This window comes from Paenibacillus wynnii, assembly GCF_000757885.1.
In the GTDB taxonomy this organism is placed as follows: Bacteria; Bacillota; Bacilli; order Paenibacillales; family Paenibacillaceae; genus Paenibacillus_AQ; species Paenibacillus_AQ wynnii.
The window spans coordinates 1,596,050-1,618,690 of record NZ_JQCR01000002.1 but is presented as its reverse complement, the minus strand read 5'-3'; the positions used below and the strand labels follow the sequence as shown (position 1 = coordinate 1,618,690).

Sequence of the window (22,641 nt, the reverse complement as noted above, 5' to 3'; positions counted from 1 at the left end):
AAGGCTAGGATTGATTACCGTACCACTTATACGTCATGACTGATTTAGCAGGGATATTCACCACGAAGGACTGGCTTCCCCATTGGATTTTGACATTACGGGCTGAGGTTTGCGGATTGTAGGCGACAACAACCTTGGAGCCATCTGGATTTTTAAAGGCCACATTCTTCAGGTCGTTGCTGGTGTTCGATTGAATGCGGTAGGCTCCCGGAACCACAAATTTACTGAAATGGCCGAGTAAATAATACTGTTTGGTATAGGTGACAGCGTTCTCAGGATTATCGTTACGGTTGTCAGAGTTCTGAATGGTAACCATGCCCCGGTTGGAATTATAGGCAGCGAGTAACGTAGGACCATCCTTTTGATCCAGGGCGGCGTTCCAGAGAATAACCGATTTGGACCAGTTGCGGGTAATATTGATAAATTCCGAAATCATGTTGTCGAAGCCTTGCGACGTCCCATTTTGCGGATCATTCCATGTCCCGAAGCCCCCTTCTGTGAACCAAACATCCTTATCGGGTTGTGCATTATGCATCAAAGTCATCTGAGAACCGTCTCCGCTGTCATAATGGTGGAACGCGCTTCCTGCAATATAGCTGGCTTTGCCTGCGTTCTTAAGATTCTGGATGACTGTGTTCGGGAAACTCCAATCCAGGTAATTGTGATCGAAAGCAATAATTTTCGTATTAATGCCGGCATTGCGCAGGGTAGGTCCCAGGTAGTCTCCAATGAATCCAACCTCGTCCTGCTCACTCATCCCCATAGAAGGATAAGCACTTGTTTCGTACTTAGGTTCATTCTGAGGTGTGACGGCATAGATTGGAATTCCTTGGGCTTGATAGGCCTGAATGTATTTTTTGAAGTAATCGGCGTACGTCTGATAATTCTCAGCTTTAAGCTTGCCGGTGTTCAGAGAGTTGGAGTATTTCATCCAGGCCGGAGCGCTCCACGGGGAGGCGAATACTTTAATGTTCGGATTTTTGGCGATGGCCGCCTTGACCATCGGTACGATATAAGGTAAATCGCGGCTTATCGAGAACTGGCTGAGTGAGGTGTCTCCGGCCACATCGTCGTACGTGTAGGCTGACCAGGCAAAGTCTGAACTACCGATCGGCTGCCGTAGCACACTGAGACCGATACCGGAAGAGCCGAATAACTTCTCCATCACCTCGGCCCGTTTAGTTGCATTTAGTTTGAAATTGAGCAGCCAAGACGAGGCATCGGTGAGTGAGACACCGAATCCGTCCATTTGCTGGTAAGTCGTGCCTTCGTTAACCGTGATAGTGTAGTCGGCGCTGCCGGAACTGCTGCTGAATGCCTTATCCCCTATGCGGGACAAGCGGGCATTCGGGCTGAGTCCTACAGCAGGCTCCGTGTTTGGTTCGGAGGATGAAATCCATACCTCTGCTTGCTCTCCGGCGGCTGAGACAGGTCCGCTTGCAATACTTCCACTTACCGTAATTAATGATGCAATCAAGACTGTGCACATCAACTTTCTCATTGAAATTAAAACTCCTCTCGTAATTGGGTTTAATGAAATCGATTTCATTTTGCGCATTATGTTGGGGATTCAGGATAGAAATATAGGTATTTATGAAATCGATTTCAATCAAATACATCGTACTTCAAAATTCCAAAAAAATCAATTCGTTCCTTTTAAAGTTATAGGCTGTCCAAATCTCTGTAAAGTAGCATATTTTGCTTGAGAAAAGTGTAGAAATGTTCATTTCGTAACCTATAATTCCCATCGGCCCTTACCTAGAATGAACCTGTAAGGCAAATAACATAGAACATTTGGGGAGGTTAAGACGTAATGAAGAGGTTCCGACGGACTTTGTCTGCTTTAATGGCATTTATAATGGTAGCGGTTGCAGGACTATCAATGGGCTCGCCGAATAAGGCGTACGCTTCAGCACCAGTTAACCTGGTAGTCAATCCAGGCTTTGAAATGAGCGGTGATTCTCTAACCGGATGGGATTATTCAGGCAATACAGGAGTAAAGGGTGTTTGGGCCATTGGGAGTGGAGGTGGAAATATTCATAGTGGAACCAAATCTTTGAATTACTATTACGCAAGCGCTTACCAGTTTTCTTTGTCACAGAGTATTAAGAATCTACCTGACGGTGAATATGTTCTGAAAGCATGGGCTTCCGGCGGGGGCGGAGAGAATGCAGCGAAGCTATTTGTAAGCGGATACGGCGGTGACAAGAAGCAGTCTGTCATCACAAATACCGGCTGGGATAAGTGGAGCCAGTATACAGTCTCGGGAATCCAAGTTACCGGAGGTGAGGCAATCATCGGTTTCGAAGTGGATGCTCCCGCAGGTACATGGGGCTACTTTGATGATATAGAGTTTTACAAGGTTCCAGTTTGGAGTCAAGCTAAAGCATTAACAACTTCTAATGTTTCGGCAACGGGAGCGACTTTAGACTGGTCCGGTGTAGAGGCTTCGACGCAAGTTACAGGATACCGAGTTTTCAAGAACGGTGTGTTTCAGGCTTCAACTACAGGAACTTCTTACGTGGTGTCCGGTCTAGCCCCGAATACCCAATATACATTTAAAGTTGAAGCCGAGAATGGAACTGATGTGGTAAGCACGGACGGACCTTCGGTTGAAGTCACAACCGTAGAGGTTGCTTCGGGCAATGTACCAAGTTGGCAGGAAGGTAAATCGCTTACGGCATCACAACTGACCTCACGGGGAGTGATGTTAGCATGGTCTGACGCACAGGATGAGGTAGGGGTTACCCATTATCAGATCTACGAGAATGGATCCCTTAAAGCAACGGTTACAGGAGCGACTTACCAGTTAACGGGCCTGTCTCCCGGAACAGCCTATACCTATAGGGTAGAGGCAGGGAATGCAGCATCACTTTGGAGTACCACAGGGCCTTCAGTAAATGTGGAGACGCCTGCCGTTCCGGCTGAGCCGTTCATAAAAGGAGCGGATATCTCTTCGTTGCAGGCGGTCGAAGATGCGGGTGGTAGATACTATGACCAAGGGGTAGAGAAGGATCTCTTGGACATTTTGCAGGATCACGGTGTCAACTACATTCGTGTTCGGATATGGAATAATCCACTGGAGGTCGATGGTTATAACGATAAAGCTCATGTCGTTGCATTGGCTAAGCGAGTAAAAGCAAAGGGAATGAAGCTGCTGCTCGACTTCCACTATTCTGATTTCTGGACAGATCCGGGTAAACAGGTAAAACCTGCGGCGTGGAAGGATCTTAGCTTTAACGAGTTACAGCAGGCCGTATACGATTATACAACGGATGTTATGAATGAACTGAAGGAAGAGAATGCGTATCCGGATATGGTGCAAATCGGGAATGAAATCAATCCTGGAATGCTTCTGCCGGACGGTTCGAATAGTGATTATGATAAGCTGTCGTCCTTGTTGAAAAAAGGAATTCAAGCCGTTCGTGACACGACTCCGACAAATCATGAAGTTAAAATTATGCTGCATCTGGCCGAAGGCGGCAACAATAGCGCGTTCAGAAGCTTCTTCGATGCAATGAGGGACCGGAATGTGAATTACGATGTCATAGGGGCCTCTTATTATGCGTATTGGCATGGTCCTTTTAATAATCTGAAGAACAATTTGAACGATATGGCTGCGCGTTATGGCAAAGAAGTGCTTGTTGCCGAAACCTCTTACGGCTCTAGACTGGGAGATGGCGATGGTTTTCCAGACAGCTTCACAGAGAGTGAAGCCGCAGAAGCAGGGTTTCCAGCAACGGTTGAAGGGCAAGCCCAATTAGTCACAACCGTTATGAATACGGTAGCGAATGTCCCGAATGGTAAAGGTGTGGGAGTCTTCTATTGGGAACCCGCTTGGATTCCTGTTCCTAAGGATGCAGAGGGCCATTACCAAGCCGGATGGAAGACCGGGGAAGGCAGCAGTTGGAACAATCAGGCGATGTTTGACTTTGAGGGCAATGCTCTAGCATCACTGGATGCCTTCAAATTCCAGCCTGGAGATCTTGCCGAACTAGCAGCTTTGATAACAAAAGATCCAGCAGGCATCACAGTGGCTGTCAATGAATCGGTGGTTAATGTCAAAACCCTGCTCCCGAAGACCGTTGATGTGCTCTTTAATGAGGGCAGTGTAAAACAAGTGCCTGTTGAATGGCAGGAGATAGAGCAGGAGGACCTAAGTCGGATTGGCAGCTTCGAGCTGACAGGTCAGGTCGAAGGTGTGGGGAAAACAGTCAAGGTTACCGTAACGGTGACATCCTATAAAAACATTGCGATCAATCCGAGCTTCGAGAGCAGCGTTTCCTCAACGGGATGGACTCTTGCTGGGACCACCGGCGTGGCAAGCTTTAAGTCAGATGCCGGCAATGCCTATGCCGGAAACAAAGCAGTCAACTATTGGAGCAACTCCGCGTATCAATTCATCTTGTCGCAGGCGCTCACGGGTCTTTCCAATGGCACTTATGTGCTTAAGGTGAAGGTATCTGGAGGCGGCGGTGAGAACGGAATACACTTATTCGCAGAAAATTATGGCGATGATAAGCTGACCAGCGGCAATATCGTCAACTCAGGTTGGCAGCAGTGGAACGAAGGAACACTTGGAAATATTAATGTGACGAACGGACAGGCGACCATTGGGCTGAGTGTGGACGCTCCTGCTACCTCGGATGGGATTTGGGGCTGGATTGACAGCTTTGAATTTTATAAGCAAGTTCAGGTTCCTCAGTGGGAGAGCTCGAAGTCATTGACTGCTTCAGACCTCAGTGCGCGAAGCATTAAGCTCGCATGGTCAGGAGTATCTGAAACGGACCCCGTGAGCGGCTACAAAATCTACAAAGACGGAAAGCTGCTGACGAGTGTGACGGGAGCCACCTACACGGTGTCGAATCTGCTGCCAAACACAGCCTATACGTTCAAAGTGGAAACCAGCCTCGATGGAGCGATCTGGACCTCTACCGGACCGTCTGTTTCTGTAACGACTCCGGCTGATCCGATAACTCCGGACGTACCAACAAATACAGCACCGACGAATACAACACCGACGAATACAACACCTACGGATACAGTGCCAGGGCAATCTTCTGTTGTGACCCTTCAGGCCGATCAACTTCTTGGGGGTAAAACGGTCGTTAATGTTCCAGTAACTGCTACCGAAATCAAGCTTCCTGCGAATGTTGCAGAACTTCTAGCTGGAGCTCCACTACAGCTGAAGGCAGGAGCCTTGATGCTTGATATTCCGGCGTCTCTTTTTGAACAACTGACTAAGGGGCTTGCCGCGGGAGATCAACCGGTATCCATCTCCCTGACGATGAAGTCGCTCACGGATGCAGAAAGCACAAAACGGATTGCTCAAGTTGAAAAGTCTGCGAATGCAGCGGTTCGCGTAATTGGGTCTCTATATGATTTCGGGTTGTCTATCACAACCACGAGCGGTAAGACGATTAACTTGAATAAGTTCAACGAGCCTATCAAGATACGAATTATGAAACCAGTTCCTGCGGTTACTGGGCCGATAGGGATCTTCTATATCGCTGATAACGGCAGCGTGCAGTACATTGGTGGCCAGCAGGAAGGTAATTTCATAACGGCTAAGATTAGCCACTTCAGCAAATACGCTTTGCTGGAGGTTCAGAAATCCTTCTCGGATGTTCCAGCGACTCATTGGGCAAGTGATGCTATCGGGCAATTGGCTGGAAGACTTCTCATTTCCGGTGTTGGAACTAATACTTTCGAGCCTAGCCGTGAGGTTACCCGCGCCGAATACGTAGCCATGTTAGTGAGAGCTTTGAAGCTCGAAGCTACAACCACCCATTCAAAGTTCACAGATGTATCCGAGGATGCTTGGTATGCCGGAGCTGTTGCAGCTGCCACCGATCTTGGAATCATCCAAGGCAGAGAGGCTAACAGATTTGAGCCTAACCGCCCGATCACCCGCGAGGAAATGGCGAAAATCACCGTTCTGGCGGTCACTAGCCTGAAGAATTCCACAGGGACTGGGAACCAAGGGGAGTCCTCAACGTTTATAGACGCGGATCTAGCATCGGCTTGGGCCAAACCTTACGTGCAAAGCGTATCCGAGCTCGGATGGATGAGCGGAAGAGAAGCAGGATATTTTGTTCCCAAGGCTAAGGTTACCCGGGCCGAAGCGGCCCAGATTATTTGGAGAATGCTGAAATAGTTAGAGGGATAGGAAGAAGGAATTAAATATATCAAACAATAGGGCGCCGATTATGGTGCCCTATTGTTTGATAAAGGGGGAGTGCGTAGGGGTATGTTTTTTTCGGAAAACCGCGGCTGCTGCTCTTATTATTAAAGTTAGTAAAACAGTATATACATAGATTACGGGTACGTGGTTATCTCCAAAATGTAATCTTGTCAGAACTTAATCGAACGGATTCATATCCGTCCTCCTTGGCTTTTCCTATTGAAATAATCATTACTGGAGCATAGCGTTCTTCATCTAAATCAAAGGCTTTTGCTACCTGGTCAACTTCAAAGCCTGCCATTGGATTCGTATCATACCCATGTGCACGAGCTACTAACATTAACTGCATTGCAAAAAGGCTGCTATCGACCTTTGCAACTTCAACTTTCATTTCTTTTGGTAGAGTTGGATATATCGATAGAATGGTTTCGAGTTGACTATCTCGTACTTCAGCTGACATTTTTCCTTGTTCCACGGCGGTATTGTAAATTTCTTCAACATATAAATAGCTTTGGGTATCACCAAAAATTAATAACATGGCAGATGAAGTATCGTTTTGTAATGTATTGAAACGTACAAGAGGTCTCAGTTTCTCTTTTCCTTCCGGAGTATCAACCACAATTACACGCCAAGGCTGCATATTTGCAGAGGACGGAGCCAAACTGGCTTCCGAAATGATTTCGCTTATCTCTTCTTTCGATATTTTAATGTTCTCATCATAATTACGCACAGAACGTCGTCCCTTGACTATACTGGCGAAATCGTTATTTAGAATATGGTTAAACATAGAATCTCTCCTTTTGATAACATAGGATTTTTTTGACATTGTTTATGTCGTTCGTTATCATATTCGCATTATGAACTATAAACTGAGGTTTATAGCAAATAAATAAAGAGAGGCCATATGATGAGAATAAATGATGTTTCAAAATTAACGGGTCTGCCAATATCAACATTGAGATTCTATGAACGTAAAAGCCTAATTCCGGACACATTTGTTAAAAGAGATGTAAATAATTATCGTATTTACTCAGAAGAAATTGTTGAATTTCTAGAAGATGTGAAGGCACTTTTATCCGTGGGCTTTTCTGTAGAAGAGTTAGGTTTACTAGTAAATCAACAACTTAATTCATCATACGAGGTAAAGAAAAAAATAGTTGAACAAAAAATCAAAGAAATTGAAGCAATCCAGAAGCGATTGAGAAAGTCGAAAAAATTCTTGCATGCAACCTTGGAAGGAAAAGCGAATTTTCAAACAAAATGTTAAGGACTAATCTAAACAAGTATTGAGGTCCCCCATTGCGGAAACTTACCCCTTTATGTAGATGATGTTTCTAACTTCCGTTGTAGTTTTGGTCAATCTCTAATTAATATGAAGTCAGTATATTGACTTTGACGTCGCGGCGTACTTTAAACTTCGATTAAGGAAAGGGGGATAAATGTGGATTTGGTAACCATCAGCGAAGTATCAAGGTTATTCCAAGTAACGACCCGAACACTTCGATATTATGAGCAGCTAGGGCTTATAGGCAGTACAAAAAAAGAAGGTTATGCGTATAGAACTTACGATCAATTTTCTCTTCAACGTCTGCAGCAAATCATGATTTTAAGGAAATTAAGTATTCCCTTGAAACAAATTGCTGTCATCCTTGAGAATGAAGATGCAGTAACAGCAGTAGATATTTTTAAAGAGAAGGTAAAAGATTTAAATAGTAAGATTGAGTCATTGGAGACGATCAAAGGAATTCTATCGAGGCTTATTGAAGGATTGGAAAAAAATCACGTGCTTGAAATTAACGCTGATCTTTTGTCTGATGAAACTCTAATAGAGTCTTTATCCTCCTTATCTCAATTTGATTTAAAGGAGGAAAAGTCAATGACTGATTTGAACAAGGCAGCAGAGAAAGCAGTGACGCTTGAAAATGTGAGAATTGTGCATGTTCCGCCCTGCACGGTAGCGGCAAGTCACTATATTGGTGAAAACCCCGAGGAGCATGCTGGAGAGTGGTTGGCAGAATTTATGCAGAAGATCGGTCTATACAGCATCAAGCCGGAAGCCCGTGTATTTGGGTTTAACCACCCGAGCCCTTCTCCGGATAGACCCCATTATGGGTATGAGCTATGGGTCACGATCCCTGACGATTTGGATGTTCCTGCCCCTCTCGTGAAGAAGCGGGTTGCCGGCGGTTTGTATGCAGCACATACGATTACCTTAGGGAATTTCCATGAGTGGAAGTTGTTATCGGACTGGGTATGTCAGGATAATGCGAAGTATGAAGCCAATACATTGAATGACCATGGAGAAAATATGGGTGGATTATTAGAAGAACATTTAAACTACGTCTATCATTGCCATCACAATTGGCCGGAGAGCGATGAACATCAACTTGATTTGCTATTCCCAATCCAGTTAAAGGAATCGTAAGGGAACAAATAAGGGGCTGTCCCATAAGCCATGAAATGGCTGCTTGGGACCGCCCCGCTGTTTTTGAGTCGGATTGACTTGTGTACGTGGTGTGGACGCTCCGCGAACGGACCGTTGCTCCAATCGCTGTGCTCTCCAGATTTTATTTATTTCCCTTAGCGGTAAAAATCCGGAGACCAAGGCGACCGCTACCGCTTTTCCGCAATCAGTCCGTCCTCTCCGCTGCTTTGAGCAGAAAAAGTTTCTACAATCTTCTTTAAAATCACAAAAAGAAATCGCCCTTTTGGTAAAATGGAGGTACCACCCAACCATTCAAAAGGAGCGATTTCTTTGTACATTCAATATACCATGGACCAACTTTGCTTGCCAATGGATCTGGAAGAAGACATACCCTAAAATCACCTCGTTCGTGTCGTGAACGCAGCCGTCAATCGGCTGGACGACACCATCTTTGACGCTGCCTATCCTGGCGGCGGCCGCGACAGCTACCACCCTAAAATGCTCACCAAAGATATTATCTACGCGTACACCCAGCAAATCTATTCGTCTCGCCAAATTGCCAAAGCGGTACGGGAGAATATTCCCTTTATGTGGCTGGCCGGACGGCAGCGACCCGACTTCCGCACTCTTAATCGCTTCCGTTCCCAGCGAATGAAGGACGTCCTTGAAACGGTATTTACCGCCGTGCTTCAGTTTTTGTCTGACGAAAAATACGTTTCGCTGGAGCATTACTTTGTGGACGGAACCAAAATCGAGGCGAATGCCAATCGCTACACCTTTGTGTGGGGCAAAGCGGTCAACAAGAACAAATTGAAATTACAGGAGAAGGTACACGCCCTGTTCGCGAGCATTGAAGCGGCAGAAGACCAAGAAGAACGCGAGCACCACGGAAACAACCTCCTTGAACTCGGGGAGTCTTCTGAGTGGAACAGCGAGAAAACTCGAACTAGCAGCGCAGAGGCTTGAAGCCCAGCTATTGGAAAAACCCAAAGACAAACCCCTAAAAAAAGCCGTTCGGAAGATTCGCAAGGATTTGCTGCCTAGGCTACTGAAGTATGAGCAGTACCAAATACTGCTTGGCGACCGGAACAGCTTTAGCAAGACCGACCCGGACGCGACCTTCATGCGGATGAAGGAAGACCAGATTGGAACGGAAAACCAATTTATTTTGGCCTACAGCCTACACCCAAGACCTACCGATACCCGTTGTTTACAGCCGCACCTGGAAAAGGCAAGGCAGATCCTAGGAAAACTTCCTGGGACGTTAGTTGCGGATGCAGGCTACGGCAGTGAAGAAAACTACGCCTATCTGGAAAAGGAAGAGATTCAGGCGGTAGTGAAATACGGCAGCTACCATAAAGAAAAGAGCAAAGCATGGAAAGAGAATGTCGGAAAGATTGAGAACTGGACCTATGACAAAGCCAAAGATACGTGGATATGCCCCACCGGACAAACGCTGCATTTCCGCAAGGAAAGTAAGGAGCTCTTGGAGAGTGGATATGAAATTGGAAAACGTCATTACCGCAGCTTAAGTTGCGACGGTTGCCCGCTGAAGGAACGCTGTACAAAGGCAACAGGAAATCGGGAAGTGGTTGTAAGTCTGGAACGACTGCGGTACCAGAAGCAAGCTCGGGCAATCTTGCAAAGCGAGGAAGGCTACGCTTTGGCTGTACGTCGAATGACAGAACCAGAAAGTGTGTTTGGACAACTGAAGAATAACCGGGGCTTCCGGCGGTTTCTGCTTCGCGGCATGGAAAAAGTGACGCTTGAAGTCGGGTGGCTTTCCCTTGCCCACAATCTACTGAAGCAAGCTGCAAATGACCAAAGACGCAGAGCAGCGATCCTCCAATAACAGGAGAATCGCTGCTCTGTTGACTTTTTGCGATTTTGAAAATGAAGAGGGTCTTTCTCCGCTCGTAAAAATCTACTTATGGGACAGCCCCTTTAAATTTTGCCCTGCCTGATTTCAAATTTTCTCTTTTCAAGAAAAATGCTGAGCTATATTCGTTAGATACTCTTCTTCGTTCGTGTTTTCTTTCATATGAATGGGCATCTTTGCATCTTCTCCGACTACATAGCGGAATTGACTTGTACCGTCTGTTGCCGCTTGATATATGATTTGGGCAACAATCTCTGGGGGCGAAGCATATGATGGCTGTTTCTCCATCTCACCCAGTCTACCCAAAAATGCAGTAGTAAACGGCTTATACTCTTCTAATGCATCATTAAAAAAGAACTCCATCGATCGTCCGCCAAAGTCCGTATTAATAGCACCTGGTTCAATCAATTTTACTTTGATGTTTTGTGATGCTAATTCATAAGACACTGATTCAGAAAAACCTTCTACCGCGAATTTAGATGAATGATACAGAGACATCGTAGGAAAGGTCACTTTCCCTCCCATAGATGAGATGTTGATCAGCATACCATCTTGATTAGATCTAAAGTGCGGTAACATGGCTTTAGTCATACGGATAAGACCAAAAACGTTCACTTCAAACTGTCTTCTAATCTGCTCATCCGTAGCTACTTCTATAAGACCCATGGTTCCATATCCAGCATTATTGAGAAGAACATCAATCCGTAGTACCAACACATTATCAAGTGTGATAAATTCAGTTTCTTGTTCAGGTGAACGCATAGTGGCTACTACGTTCCATCCTCTTTCAGCAAAATGTTTTACATTGGCTCTCCCAATGCCCGATGAAGCACCCGTGATAAAAATGGTTTTCATAATTATTCCCCCTTTTGCAATAACTGCTCCAAACTTACCAATCCCTCGTCAATGGTTTTAAGTTTAGCTTTATATTCTTCTATCCCAATTTTAAGAGTATATCTCCATCATTTTATTTAAATAATTTCGAAATTCTTCAACATATGTTTTGGGCTCTACGATTTCAAGATTTGTACCGAAACCGGCTAAAAATTGAAATCCAATACTGTTTTGAGGAACATCGATTGTTGCTAGGAAATATTCAGAACTATAGGTTTCAATACTTTTTCGACCGTACCGTTCAATGAATTGATCTTTAATACTAGGTGAAATCAACACCTTAATAGCGACTAGTTGCGGTTGATAACTTGCTTCATCTTCTTGTTCTAATAAATAATCTCTAGGGTTAAATGTCTTTTCATCCATACTAAGACTATCGATCCTAGATAATTTAAATGTTCTATATCTCTGACGATGTATACAGAATCCCTTCAAATACCAACTCGTTTGGCTAAAATGAAGTTGATAGGGCTCGACAATTCTATTCGTTTTAATACCACTTTTATCAATATAATCAAATGAAATTAACTTTCTCTTCAATATTGATTCTTGACATATCTTCAGAATTTGATGAATCTCAGACCGACCCTCCCAATCATAAAATGAGAGGTGAATTGAACCATTCCAGGATGCTGAGCCTATCATCGCTTCAATTTTTTTAAGAGTTAGTTCTACTTCATCACTAAATAGAATTTGTCCCAATCCACTCAGTGCTGTTAAGATATTTTCTAAGTCTTTACTGCTTAAAAGTCGTTTGTCTAATTTGTATTCATCCATAATTCCGTAGCCGCCGTAAACTCCATTTTTAGAATAAATGGGTATATTAGAAAAACTGAGGGTCTCCATATCACGTAGAATCGTTCTTTTAGATACGTTAAATAATTGTGAGAACTCGGTTGTTGAAACAACATTCTTTTGAAGCAAGATCATTACTATAGATATTAATCTTTCTATTTTATTCATATCGTCCCTCCGGTTAGGCATGAAGATATTATTTTTTTAAAAAAGCTATAATAGGTGACAAATAAGCTGTCACCTATTATAGCTTATACTTCATGTATAACAAAAAGGAGGTTTTTTCATGTCAGTTGTGGCATATTTAAATTTTGATGGAAACACAGAGCAGGTCATTGAGTTTTATTCAGAAGCACTGAATTCAAGTAAAGTGAAAAAAGTGAAATTTAAGGATTTTACACAAGATCCAAACTACCCTTTGCCAGAAAATGAATTGAATATGATTATGGAGTCATCGTTAGAATTCGCTGGTGGAAAAATAATGATGTCGGATATTCTACCTTCGATGAAGAGGGTAACGGGTGAATGGATTAAAGGCAACAATATGATGATTTGTATCGTTATTGATGATAAACAGACACTGGAAAATTATTTTTCTAATTTGTCTGTAGGTGGATATGTTATCATGCCGTTATCAGAGATGCCTTGGTCTTCTTGCTTCGGAATGTTGGTTGATAAATTTGGCATTGTTTGGAAGTTTAATAGTGATGCTGAAAAGTTCCTTGATAGGGTCATTACCAACAAACAGTAATTCTTTCATAAAAATGGTCTTGCAATTAAAGGCCATTTTTTGCATAACCTATATGTTCAGAAAGGAGAATGTGTTTTTTTATGGAAATTGAAAATTTAATTCCAGTACAATCGAGAGAAGATTTAAGGATTTGGCTGCAGAAAAATGGCAAGACTGAAAAGTTTTGCTGGGTCTTGCTTAGTATGACGACCACCCCTGATATGTTGTTATATTTGGACGTGGTCGAGGAAGCTTTGTGCTTTGGATGGATCGATGGAGTCAAAAAGAAAATTTCTGAAACGGGGCTGGCTCAGAGACTATCTCCTAGAAGTAAAAAAAGTTCATGGACTGAATTAAATAAAGAACGTGTCCGCCGCCTCGAAAAGTTGGGGTTCATGAGAGACGAAGGAAGAATGGTTCTTCCTGATATGAATCCCGATTCTTTTAAAATAGATAGAGTTATAGAGCAACGTCTAAAAGAGGAAAAGCAAGTATATGAGAATTTCATGGCATTTCCAGATCTTTATAAAAGAGTTCGGATCGATACGATACTAAGCACTAGGAATCAGCCGGAATTATTTAAGAGCAGATTAGACAAATTCATAACAAACACGAGAGAAAACAAAATGTATGGTCAATGGAACGATAATGGACGTCTACTATAAGCAGCATACTCATCCCCGACTTACAAACTTCTTGAAATTTTCCATCTTTAGTACTTTAACATTCTTTGTTAGGAGTTTTTTGTAGCTAACGATCCAGGTGTGGTCTTTAGAGTTTTTTCTGCGGATCGCAGCGAAGTTGTATCTACTTCCAGAGAAAATTTTAAAGCCATGTGCTATGCAATCGGAGCAAAACTTGACGCATTCACCCCTGTTTCGATTGGGAAAAGAGATCTGATTGAATACGTGCTTACGGACTAGGAGGGTCGCTCCTTGGAGGATAGAAACATATTTATTTTCCATGCTGCTATAACGGAGCAAAAGTAGTTTTTTATCGGATAGACTCATATAATGGGCCCGTTTTCCAACGATATCAGCGTTCGTCTTACGAAGGGTACGCATACTGTCGGTTAAATAATTCGTCGAATAGTAATCATCATCGTCAAATTTTGCAATGTAGCTGTAAGTCGATAACTGCACCCCATAATTTAAGCAGCGCCCGAGTGAAGCCTTTTCAGGCATTCTATAAATCCTTACGTTGGGATACTTTTTGGCTGCGGTAATATAATCGCTCATTTTCAAGCTGTTCTTATTAAGAATGATAATAAGCTCTTTATTCTTGTAATTCTGTCTTTGATAATTTTCGAATAGTGTATTTAGGCAATCCAACCTTTTCGTACAAGTGACAATAGAAATAGCATTCTGGGTAGAATAGGGGGCTGTTTTCATATTCAATGAACGCCCTTTGACCTTTTCTGCACAAATTTCTTATAATTTTTAACATTAGGCACTACTTTATGGTTGGTGATTAGGTTCTTATCGCTGATAATCCAAGTATGTTTTGAAGAGTTTTTCCTACGTATAGCGACAAAATTATGTTTATCTGCAGAATATACCTTGTACCCCTTCTTCTTACTTCTAAGGCAAAAAAGATCGTCTTCGCCCACATTTTGATTAGGAAATCCAACATGGTTAAATACATCTCGTTTAATGATAAGTGTAGCACCCGGAAGTCTAGCAACGAATTGATTCTCATCCTGTGGAAAACGTAGGATAAGCGTCTTTGATCCGCGTAAATACATATAATGAGCCCTTTTTCCGATAATATCTGCGTTTGTTCTTTTAAAGGATTGCAAGCTACCAGTCAAATAGTTGGGAGCGTAATAATCGTCGTCATCAAATTTGGCGATATAGCTGTATTTGGTTTTCTTTACGGCGTAATTTAGACATGCCCCAAGAGAATGATGCTCAGGTTTGCGAAATATTTTTATATTTTTATATTTTTTAGCTAATTTTTGGTAGGGTAACAGCGGGATTTTGTTGTTATTGATAATGATGATGAGTTCTTTCTTCGCGTAACGTTGTCTGCTGTAATTCTCAAACAGGTTGACTAAATAGTTTTGACGATTCGTACAAGTGATAATGGATACACCTTGTAGGGCTGCTGAATTATTGGGTGCAGCATTCATTTAACCAACCCCTCATATGAGTTTTTTGTGAAAGTCTCATACTACAATATGTTTTAGATAGGATAGGGTCACGGCAAATCCACTACTTGTACACGCGGAATTTCAGCTTAAAGCGGTCTCCAAATCCTCAATTAACAAAGCTGGGGGTTCAAGGCCTACGGCAAGGCGGATCAGAGACTCGGGGATATGTTGGTCTTTTAAATCGGCTTGATTATAGCCGTAATTAGGGGAGATAATCTGGCTTTCCATAGCGCCCCAGGATACACCAATTCGGATCATACGGAGTTTATTGAGCGTAGAACGAATTTCCTCATAGGCGGCATCTCTCAATTCAAAGCTGAATAATCCGGAATATCCTTTTAGCTGCTTGCGGGCCAATTCATAGTGGGGATGGGAGAGCAGCCCGGGGTGGTTTACTTTGGAGACGGCAGGATGCTCTGACAAATAACGGGCAACCTCCAGACCATTCCGCTGGTGCACCTCCATGCGAAGGGGGAGCGTCCGAAGACCCCGAATTAACAGCCAAGCCTCAAAAGGCGCTAACGAAGCACCCATCAGCTCATATTCCTCCAAATACATCCGGTCGATAATCTCATTGGAAGCAATAACAGCTCCGCCGACTAGATCATTATGACCCCCCAGATACTTGGATGCGGAGTGTACAACGATATCTACACCAAACGCTAAGGGTTTCAGATACAGTGGGGTACCCCAAGAGTTATCCATAAGGGTACGAATACCATTTGCTTTTGCCAACTCCGTAACGGCAGTTATATTAACGACTTCGAAGATAAAAGAGGTTGGTGATTCCATAAGAATGGCCTTCGTATTCTTCTTTACGGCCGCCTGAACCTGTTCAATTTCCATGGAATGAACAATCGTATGCTGCACATTGAACTTGGCTAGGTACTTGACGAGGGCAATGGATGATTCATAAACATGACCAATAAGAATCAAATGATCACCTGAAGACAAACTGCACATTAACGCCGCACTAACGGCAGCCATACCCGAGGCGAAGCATTTACAGGCGTCTCCCCCTTCAAGCGCGGCAAGCATTTTTTCCGCGATCTGAACGGTCGGATTGGTTCCCCGCCAATATACATAATGCTCTTTCTCATGGTTGGCTGCTTCGGCATACTCTTCGTAGGTATCGAAAAAAAAGGGGGCAGTCTCGTATATGGGGGGAGCAGCAGCCCTGAGAAAACGGTGCTCTTTATCCTCAAATTGATAACAGATTAGTTCATCTTCGGTATACCCCATGTTGGATCACCCCGTTCAGAAGATTTTTTACGGATATTGATATAGTTTCCTCTACCGGGTCCGTAAATATTCTGTGTATTGCATCACTTAAGGGGGATTTAGGTCAGCGCCCTTTTGGCCTGCTCCTCGCGCATCCACTGGGACAGCTGCCGCTTCAACCTGATAAATTCAGGAGAATCGGTAATCTCTTCACGGCGCGGACGCGGGAAGGGGATATCTATGGTGTGCAATATGGAGCCGGGACGTCCGGAAAAGACATATATCCGGTTGGAGAGAAGCAGCGCTTCTTCAATATTATGCGTGATGAATAATACGGAGCGGCGATTCTCCTCCCACAATTCCAGCAGCCACCGCTGCATTTCACTGCGGGTGAGCGCATCCAGCGCACTGAACGGTTCATCTAGCAGCATCAGTTCTTGCGGGGCCAATAGTGCGCGAAGGAAGGCGGCCCGTTGCTGCATTCCACCGGACAGCATATGCGGGTAAGACCGTTCGAACCCGGTTAATCCGACTTTGGCAAGCCAATGCCGGGCTTCCTCCCGAGCCTGATCCCGGATCTCTCCCGTAATCTCACTGGCGAGAAGTACGTTATCCTCGATGGTTCGCCAAGGAAATAGGGCAGGCTGTTGCGGCATATAGCTGATCTTTCCGCGCTGTCCTGTAACAATTTTTCCGTTCATGCTTATGGTTCCGGCATCGGGCGACTCCAGACCGCCGATAATATGGAATAAGGTGCTTTTTCCGCAGCCTGAAGGGCCGACAATAGATACAAATTCCTGCGGCTCCACTTGGAGTGAAACCTTATGGAGTACTTCCGTCTCGCGGCGGCGGTGAGAGAAGGATTTGGAGATGCCGCTAACTTCAAGAGCAGGAGGTGTCATGCGATTAAGTGTAGAATCTGATTTCTCAATATTTCTGTGGGGAATCTGCGTCACATCGGACATCGGACACACCTTCCTTTCTATGAATTGCGGCGAGGTTTCCAGCGTACAAGCCATTTCTCCAGTAGCGCAATAATTGCGAACAGCACCAGACTGAGCAGTACGATGATCGCAATAGCGACGAACACCCGGTCTGTACGATAGGCTGATTTTTGCAAGAGCATATAATACCCGATGCCTTTATCCGCACCGATCCACTCTGCGACCACGGCCCCCATAACGGCATAGGTGGCGGATATTTTCAAACCGGAGAATAGTGAAGGCAAGGATGAAGGGAGCTCCAACTTGGTGAATATCTGCCACTTGCTTGCACCCGCCATTTTCATATAGTTCATCATCATTCGGTCACTTTGGGAGAGTCCACCCATCGTAGCAACAGCAATAGGAAAGAAACAAACTAAGGTAATGAGGACAATCTTCGGCAGCAGGCCAAAGCCAAACCAGATGACGAGCAGCGGTGCAAGTGCGATGGAAGGGACATTCTGACTCAGGATAAGCAGTGGATACAAAGCACGTTTGGCCCAAGGCAGCAGGTGCAGCAATAAAGCAACTATCAGCCCTACCGCCGTTCCTATGGGAAAGCCGATCAAAGTAAGGCGAAGCGTTGCAACCGTATGTTCCCCAATTCCTGCAGCGTTGCTGGTAGACTCCCGGGCGATATCTGTCGGACTCGGTAGAATCCACGCTTCAATATGGAAGAGTGACACGGACAGCTGCCATACGGCTAAAAAGAAGACGACCGCCACAAGTGGCGGCCATATTTGCTTCCAGGTTGATCTCACGGCCGATATTTCTCCGTCAGTTTATCCATGCTGATTCCGTTCGGGTTATGAGCGATCTTGATCTGCGAAATCACGCTTGGGCTGCCTGCCGCAACCAACGCTTCATGCATCTGGCGGACGATCTCGAGCAGCTCTGTCAGTTCCCCTTCCATGGTCGTATCCAGCGGATTCACCTGATGCTTAACACCGGATTGCTGAATAACTTCGATAGCCTTGTCCACATACGGGATGGAATCCTCATTGTTCGGAGTTTTTGGGATCACTTGAATGCTTAATAGGGTATTTGCCATGTGAAATCATCCTTTCAGTTTGAAGTAAAATAAACTAAATATTTCGCAAAAAGGGTCGGTCGTCACTACGGTGAATGTTGGACTTCCGGCCGCTGTTGTCTCCAGATTTATTTGATTTTGTTCCGCCTACTAGCGGTGTAAATCCGGAGACAAAGGCGGTCGCTAACGCTCCTACAGTTCCAAAATCCCCCTTCGTTCCTACTTTCCTATTGTTTATTTTATTGTAAGATTTTACTGCCCGTCCGGCAAAAAGTCATTTGTAAATGCTTTGGTAGTATCCAGTGGTTTATCCAGCAGCTTTAGACCATACATCCAGTCTGCGTAGTTTTTCCACACTTCAGCCTTTTGCTCACCCCAGCGGGCAGCATCTTCCGTATATTTCGGGCTGAGCCATTTCTGACTGGCAAGAACCAGCTTGGCATCTAAGTCAGGTACAGCTTTGGTTAGAATGGCAGCAGCTTCTTCCGGTTTGTCGATGGCATATTGATATCCTTTCGACGTAGCCTTCAAGAATGCCTTCACCAGTTCCGGATTCTCGGCAATCGCTTTCTCACTTGTGGTAAGCACAGGGGTGTAATAATCTAGTTGCGGTGCGTAGTCCTTCAGATACTGCATATCCAGCGGCTCTCCGCGCAGTTCAGCTTCAATCCCTGTCCAAGCATAGAATATCCAGGCAAAATCAATATCACGTTTAACAGCTGTGAAATAATCGGCTTCACCAATATTGACAATTTTTACTTTCTTAACATCGCCGCCATCAGGATCCATAATCGCTTTCATGGCTGCTTCCTCGGCAGGAGAGCCCCAGCCTCCATAGGTTTTGCCCTCGAAATCTTTAGGGGTCTTGATATTGCGGTCCTTCGGAGCTGCAAAACCGGATGTATTATGCTGAATGATGGCAGCAATGGAGACCAGTGGCACTCCTTGAAGGCGAGCCAATGTTAAAGCCTCTTGAGCGCTAATTCCAAAAGCTGCTTCGCCGGAGGCAACCATGGTATCCGCGCCTGCAGCGCCCGGCTGCACGATCTCTACATCCAGACCTTCCTCAGTATAATAGCCAAGATCCTTGGCTGCATAAAGTCCGGTATGATTGGTATTCGGCGTCCAGTCGAGGGCAACCTTAATTTTAGTGAGTGTCTTGGGTGCATCTGTAGCTGCAGCAGTAGTTGCTTCCGGGGCAGCACCCGTGTTTCCGTTAGTACTGCCGCATCCGGCAATAGCAATAACCAGCATGCAGGTAAGGCACAACATTAGTACTTTTTTGACTCCCATTTTCTGTTTCTCTCCTTTGAATGTGCGGAAACGTAAGGCTAAGCCTGACATCTCCTGATCTATTCCCGTCTCACCGTACAAATTGAACAATCCGAAATACCAAAAAAGCGCCCCGAAGATCGGGACGCGGCAGGCGCTTGAATTAGTTATGGTTACAGGAACCAAGACTTATGGCGTTTCCTACGCTGGCATTATCCAGATCAGGTATAAGGGTCAGTATCTTATGGGATACAATCTCAGCCGGCCAATTCCAGCACCCCTGCTTATAAAGTTAGCGGGTTACGGTGTATTATAGACGATTAATCTTCAAGATGAAACCTTTTCTTGCGGCGATCCTGAATTCTTCCCCACAATGCCCGCACGGTAAGCGAGAGACTTACTACAATACCGGTCATCGCTAAAAATAAGGCCAGGTATTCAAAAGGAGAATACTCCAGCATTTTACTCCACTTAATCTGACCCTTTAGATCTTCAATGACCTGATTCATACCATAGATTCCGCTGATAACAGTATATACCGTAAGAATCATAAGAAGATTATCCCGCCGTTTGGACTGAAACTTATCCTGATACTGAAACAGGTCATCCAGTGTCTGTTTTACTTCTACGAATAAAGCGTCATTGCCATATACCTTCCGCATCTGTAAAAAGATTTCCCGCCCCTGTGATTGCGAAATAAGCTCCAGGAAATAAAATTTAGCCGAGAAGCGGTTAATGGAATAGATCAGATTCTCAATTTGCTCATAATCGTTATCGATCCGCAGCCGCGAATGCATATTTGCCAGCTTGAGCAATACGATTTTGTGGAAAACACTCAATAACAGTCCATAATAATATTCCCCGTACATCTCGTTGGCAAGATTGGTGGAGATATCTGATCCCTCCCGCGTAAGACAGCAGAAGGTTTGCTCGTTGGTCATGTAATAAGTGTTGGGTCCCCATCGGTTATAGGAATGGGTGCTGCAATAATTGTCGATGTAGGTAGGATCACTGGCACTCTTATGAGGTTGTCCTTTGAGATTGATACCATCCAGTTGAGAGGCTCTATACCGGAGGTGGATATCAATCTCGGCATCTTCTTCAAATTGGTAAAAGGCTTGTACAAGCATCCGCTCATCTACGAAATAAGGCAAGGTCTCAAAGTAGGCTCCGCTCAGCTCCGAGGAATCCAGACAAGAACGAAGACCGGGCACCAGCTCACTGAACACGAAATCTCCCACCTGTTCGAACACGCGGCCATTATGATGAATGTGTGTATGGGAATCCTTCTTGGACACATCCTCCAATGTACGGAATCGGTCTGCAAACTCCAGGGCCCGACTGAACGGGAGCTTCTGGGAGCCAAGATCAACTCGAATCGTTACGAAACCCAACTGAAAGGGACAGAGGAATACATCCGTGGATAATATCCGAAAAGGAAGATTGTTCAGCGGCATTTCCAGTAGGCAATCCAGTCCATTCACCCGGGAAAAGCGATGGAAGGAATCCTTGTCTTCCTTCTTTGGGAACAATACATGGGCGGCAAAAGGCAGATAGACCCGTTCCATGTTTTTGTGGGATACACAGTAGCCTTCTCCGTAGTAGGCATCCTCAAGCTCACTTTTATCGAGATAAAAGCGTGTGAAGCCATCTCTCACCAGTTGTTGCTCAAGCTCTTGGGACTCACCTTGCTTGATGGAGAACGGAAATATAAATTGCAGAAGAGCTTTTTCTACAACAGGATCGGGTGACAGCAAGTCCATGGTCTATTCCCCATTTTTACTTAAGATATAAATATAATCTTAAATTACCCTAAAAGCGGCTCATTGATCATACTCAGTGGACTTGGCTCTTGCGGTCGGGTTGTTCTATGCGGACTTTCCAAGCGGCAAGGCTAAGCAGAAACAACACAGCCGCAAAAGCAGCAAGGAGACCTGCCACTTTAGCTACCTCCAGATGATCCATGGCCCAGCCCATTAGCAGTGGCAGTAAAGCGCCGCCAATACCTCCGGCAGCAATCATAATACTTGGGGTTGTCTCCTCGGCACCCGGCAGCAGTTTGCTGGAGAACACTAGAGCTATGGAGAAAATGCCGGACATAAACAGCCCAAGAAGCAGGATTACAGCGAATGCTCCAAAGCGGTGATCCGCAAACGGGAACGCTATAAGAAGCAGAAGGGTGAGAAAGCAACTGCCCAGAACGTAAACACGGTAAGAAATTTTCTCCGCAAGGATGCCGGCAAATAATCTACCTGTCGACATAGCTAACCAGAAGAAGGTTACGGTCAGCGCTGCGGAGGATTCACTCATGCCAAGCTTGGCAATAAAGATCGCCGGCATGAAATTGACCAGACTCATTTCAGTACCTACATACAGAAAGAAAAATACAATGAACAGTCCAAGGATGCCCCATTGTTTTCCAGAGTAGGGTAGCGGTTTGTTGGGTTTATCTGAAGGTTCCTTCGTCTTGTCACGGCGCGGAGCCCGATCATCAAGCACCGATTGCAAGCTGCCGAAATGGCCCCTTCCCCAAAATAGGAGCGAAACCAGAGTGAAGCCTGCCACAATAAGGAAGGATAATCTCCACCAGCCTGCGGCAATGAGCGGACTGGCGATCAGGGGCATAACGAGTGCACCGACACCGAATAAAACCTCAAGACGGCTCATGGCGACGGCAGTTCCTTCGGTAATGGCTGCAATAATGATCGTACCGATCACAGCTTCAATCATACCGAAGCCAAAACCTGCGGCCATAGCGATCACATACATCCAGCCCCAAGGGGGAAGGGAAAAGTAGGCTACTTGAGCCACCAGTAACAATCCTGTAGCAATTAGGATGCTCCCGCGTTTCCCAAAGCGTCGATTGAGAAGCGGTGAGACCAGAACACCTACGAGAAAGCCGGAGAATTGGCTGAAAATCAGCTGGCCGCCGGCACTGTAATTTTGATCATAAGATTTTAGCAATACGGGAAGTATAGAACCGAGTACAACATGAGCCAATCCGATAACGAAATAGGAAAGACAGCCAATCCAAATCAGTTTTTTCATGAGGAAGCTCCTTGTAGGGTAGTTTATG

At 44.9% G+C, this 22,641-nt stretch carries 18 protein-coding genes, 1 pseudogene and 1 riboswitch; of the genes and pseudogenes, 6 read left to right on the top strand and 13 right to left on the bottom strand.

Features of this window, described 5'->3' with window-relative positions:
* Positions 1–4: 4 nt before the first annotated feature.
* Positions 5–1,501: a glycoside hydrolase family 30 protein gene (locus PWYN_RS09820; RefSeq protein ID WP_036650841.1), complete on the bottom strand. Its 1,497-nt coding sequence runs from the start codon at positions 1,499–1,501 to the stop codon at positions 5–7.
* Between the two features lie 312 nt (positions 1,502–1,813).
* Here PWYN_RS09820 and PWYN_RS27995 point away from each other — a divergent pair, with 312 nt between their 5' ends.
* Positions 1,814–6,157, top strand: a complete 4,344-nt coding sequence (locus tag PWYN_RS27995) for a glycosyl hydrolase 53 family protein (RefSeq protein ID WP_052087871.1) — start codon at positions 1,814–1,816, stop codon at positions 6,155–6,157.
* A 175-nt stretch (positions 6,158–6,332) separates the two neighbouring features.
* On the opposite strand, the gene PWYN_RS09810 is transcribed toward PWYN_RS27995, so the two are convergent.
* A complete protein-coding gene (locus PWYN_RS09810; protein ID WP_036650838.1) occupies positions 6,333–6,971 on the bottom strand; it encodes a nitroreductase family protein in 639 nt (212 codons plus the stop codon).
* A gap of 117 nt (positions 6,972–7,088) precedes the next feature.
* Here PWYN_RS09810 and PWYN_RS09805 point away from each other — a divergent pair, with 117 nt between their 5' ends.
* The 3 genes and pseudogenes from PWYN_RS09805 (at position 7,089) to PWYN_RS30645 (ending at position 10,461) form a co-directional block, all read left to right on the top strand.
* Positions 7,089–7,451, top strand: a complete 363-nt coding sequence (locus PWYN_RS09805) for a helix-turn-helix domain-containing protein (protein ID WP_420805731.1) — start codon at positions 7,089–7,091, stop codon at positions 7,449–7,451.
* Positions 7,452–7,625: 174 nt separating this feature from the next.
* Positions 7,626–8,609 carry an effector binding domain-containing protein gene (locus tag PWYN_RS09800; RefSeq protein WP_036650830.1) on the top strand — a complete coding sequence of 328 codons (984 nt, stop codon included), beginning with the start codon at positions 7,626–7,628 and terminating at the stop codon, positions 8,607–8,609.
* Positions 8,610–8,939: 330 nt separating this feature from the next.
* Positions 8,940–10,461, top strand: a pseudogene (locus tag PWYN_RS30645) (IS1182 family transposase).
* Positions 10,462–10,590: 129 nt separating this feature from the next.
* On the opposite strand, the gene PWYN_RS09790 reads toward PWYN_RS30645, so the two are convergent.
* Together PWYN_RS09790 and PWYN_RS09785 are read right to left on the bottom strand one after the other, a co-directional pair.
* Positions 10,591–11,343 (bottom strand): SDR family oxidoreductase, encoded by a 753-nt coding sequence (locus PWYN_RS09790; protein ID WP_036650828.1) that lies wholly within the window; start codon positions 11,341–11,343, stop codon positions 10,591–10,593.
* Between the two features lie 90 nt (positions 11,344–11,433).
* Positions 11,434–12,345 carry a helix-turn-helix transcriptional regulator gene (locus PWYN_RS09785; RefSeq protein ID WP_036650825.1) on the bottom strand — a complete coding sequence of 304 codons (912 nt, stop codon included), beginning with the start codon at positions 12,343–12,345 and terminating at the stop codon, positions 11,434–11,436.
* A gap of 118 nt (positions 12,346–12,463) precedes the next feature.
* On the opposite strand from PWYN_RS09785, the gene PWYN_RS09780 reads away from it, so the two are divergent.
* Together PWYN_RS09780 and PWYN_RS09775 are read left to right on the top strand one after the other, a co-directional pair.
* The gene (locus tag PWYN_RS09780; protein WP_036650822.1) at positions 12,464–12,928 is read left to right on the top strand and encodes a VOC family protein; all 465 of its coding nucleotides are present in this window, start codon (positions 12,464–12,466) and stop codon (positions 12,926–12,928) included.
* Between the two features lie 80 nt (positions 12,929–13,008).
* On the top strand, positions 13,009–13,572 hold the full coding sequence (locus PWYN_RS09775; RefSeq protein ID WP_036650820.1) for a YdeI/OmpD-associated family protein: 564 nt from the start codon (positions 13,009–13,011) through the stop codon (positions 13,570–13,572).
* Positions 13,573–13,581: 9 nt separating this feature from the next.
* On the opposite strand, the gene PWYN_RS09770 is transcribed toward PWYN_RS09775, so the two are convergent.
* The 9 genes from PWYN_RS09770 to PWYN_RS09730 all read right to left on the bottom strand — a co-directional run bounded on the left by PWYN_RS09770 (position 13,582) and on the right by PWYN_RS09730 (position 22,613).
* Entirely contained in the window at positions 13,582–14,298 is a 717-nt protein-coding gene (locus tag PWYN_RS09770; protein ID WP_036650818.1) for a glycosyltransferase family 2 protein, read from the bottom strand.
* 2 nt (positions 14,299–14,300) lie between these two features.
* Positions 14,301–15,038 carry a glycosyltransferase family 2 protein gene (locus tag PWYN_RS09765; RefSeq protein ID WP_036650815.1) on the bottom strand — a complete coding sequence of 246 codons (738 nt, stop codon included), beginning with the start codon at positions 15,036–15,038 and terminating at the stop codon, positions 14,301–14,303.
* A 102-nt stretch (positions 15,039–15,140) separates the two neighbouring features.
* Positions 15,141–16,301, bottom strand: coding sequence for a trans-sulfuration enzyme family protein (locus PWYN_RS09760; RefSeq protein ID WP_036650813.1), 1,161 nt, complete (start codon positions 16,299–16,301; stop codon positions 15,141–15,143).
* Positions 16,302–16,399: 98 nt separating this feature from the next.
* Positions 16,400–17,182 (bottom strand): ABC transporter ATP-binding protein, encoded by a 783-nt coding sequence (locus PWYN_RS09755; protein ID WP_240479763.1) that lies wholly within the window; start codon positions 17,180–17,182, stop codon positions 16,400–16,402.
* An 80-nt stretch (positions 17,183–17,262) separates the two neighbouring features.
* Complete coding sequence (locus PWYN_RS09750) at positions 17,263–18,024, bottom strand: ABC transporter permease (RefSeq protein WP_036650810.1); 762 nt, start codon at positions 18,022–18,024, stop codon at positions 17,263–17,265.
* Positions 18,021–18,314 carry a thiamine-binding protein gene (locus tag PWYN_RS09745; protein WP_036650808.1) on the bottom strand — a complete coding sequence of 98 codons (294 nt, stop codon included), beginning with the start codon at positions 18,312–18,314 and terminating at the stop codon, positions 18,021–18,023. The genes PWYN_RS09750 and PWYN_RS09745 overlap by 4 nt, the downstream gene beginning before the upstream one ends.
* Positions 18,315–18,545: 231 nt before the next feature.
* Positions 18,546–19,586, bottom strand: coding sequence for an ABC transporter substrate-binding protein (locus tag PWYN_RS09740; RefSeq protein ID WP_036653635.1), 1,041 nt, complete (start codon positions 19,584–19,586; stop codon positions 18,546–18,548).
* Between the two features lie 160 nt (positions 19,587–19,746).
* Positions 19,747–19,857, bottom strand: a riboswitch (TPP riboswitch).
* A 28-nt stretch (positions 19,858–19,885) separates the two neighbouring features.
* Positions 19,886–21,328, bottom strand: a complete 1,443-nt coding sequence (locus PWYN_RS09735; protein WP_036650806.1) for a hypothetical protein — start codon at positions 21,326–21,328, stop codon at positions 19,886–19,888.
* Positions 21,329–21,401: 73 nt separating this feature from the next.
* Positions 21,402–22,613: an MFS transporter gene (locus PWYN_RS09730; RefSeq protein ID WP_036650804.1), complete on the bottom strand. Its 1,212-nt coding sequence runs from the start codon at positions 22,611–22,613 to the stop codon at positions 21,402–21,404.
* Between the last annotated feature and the right edge of the window lie 28 nt (positions 22,614–22,641).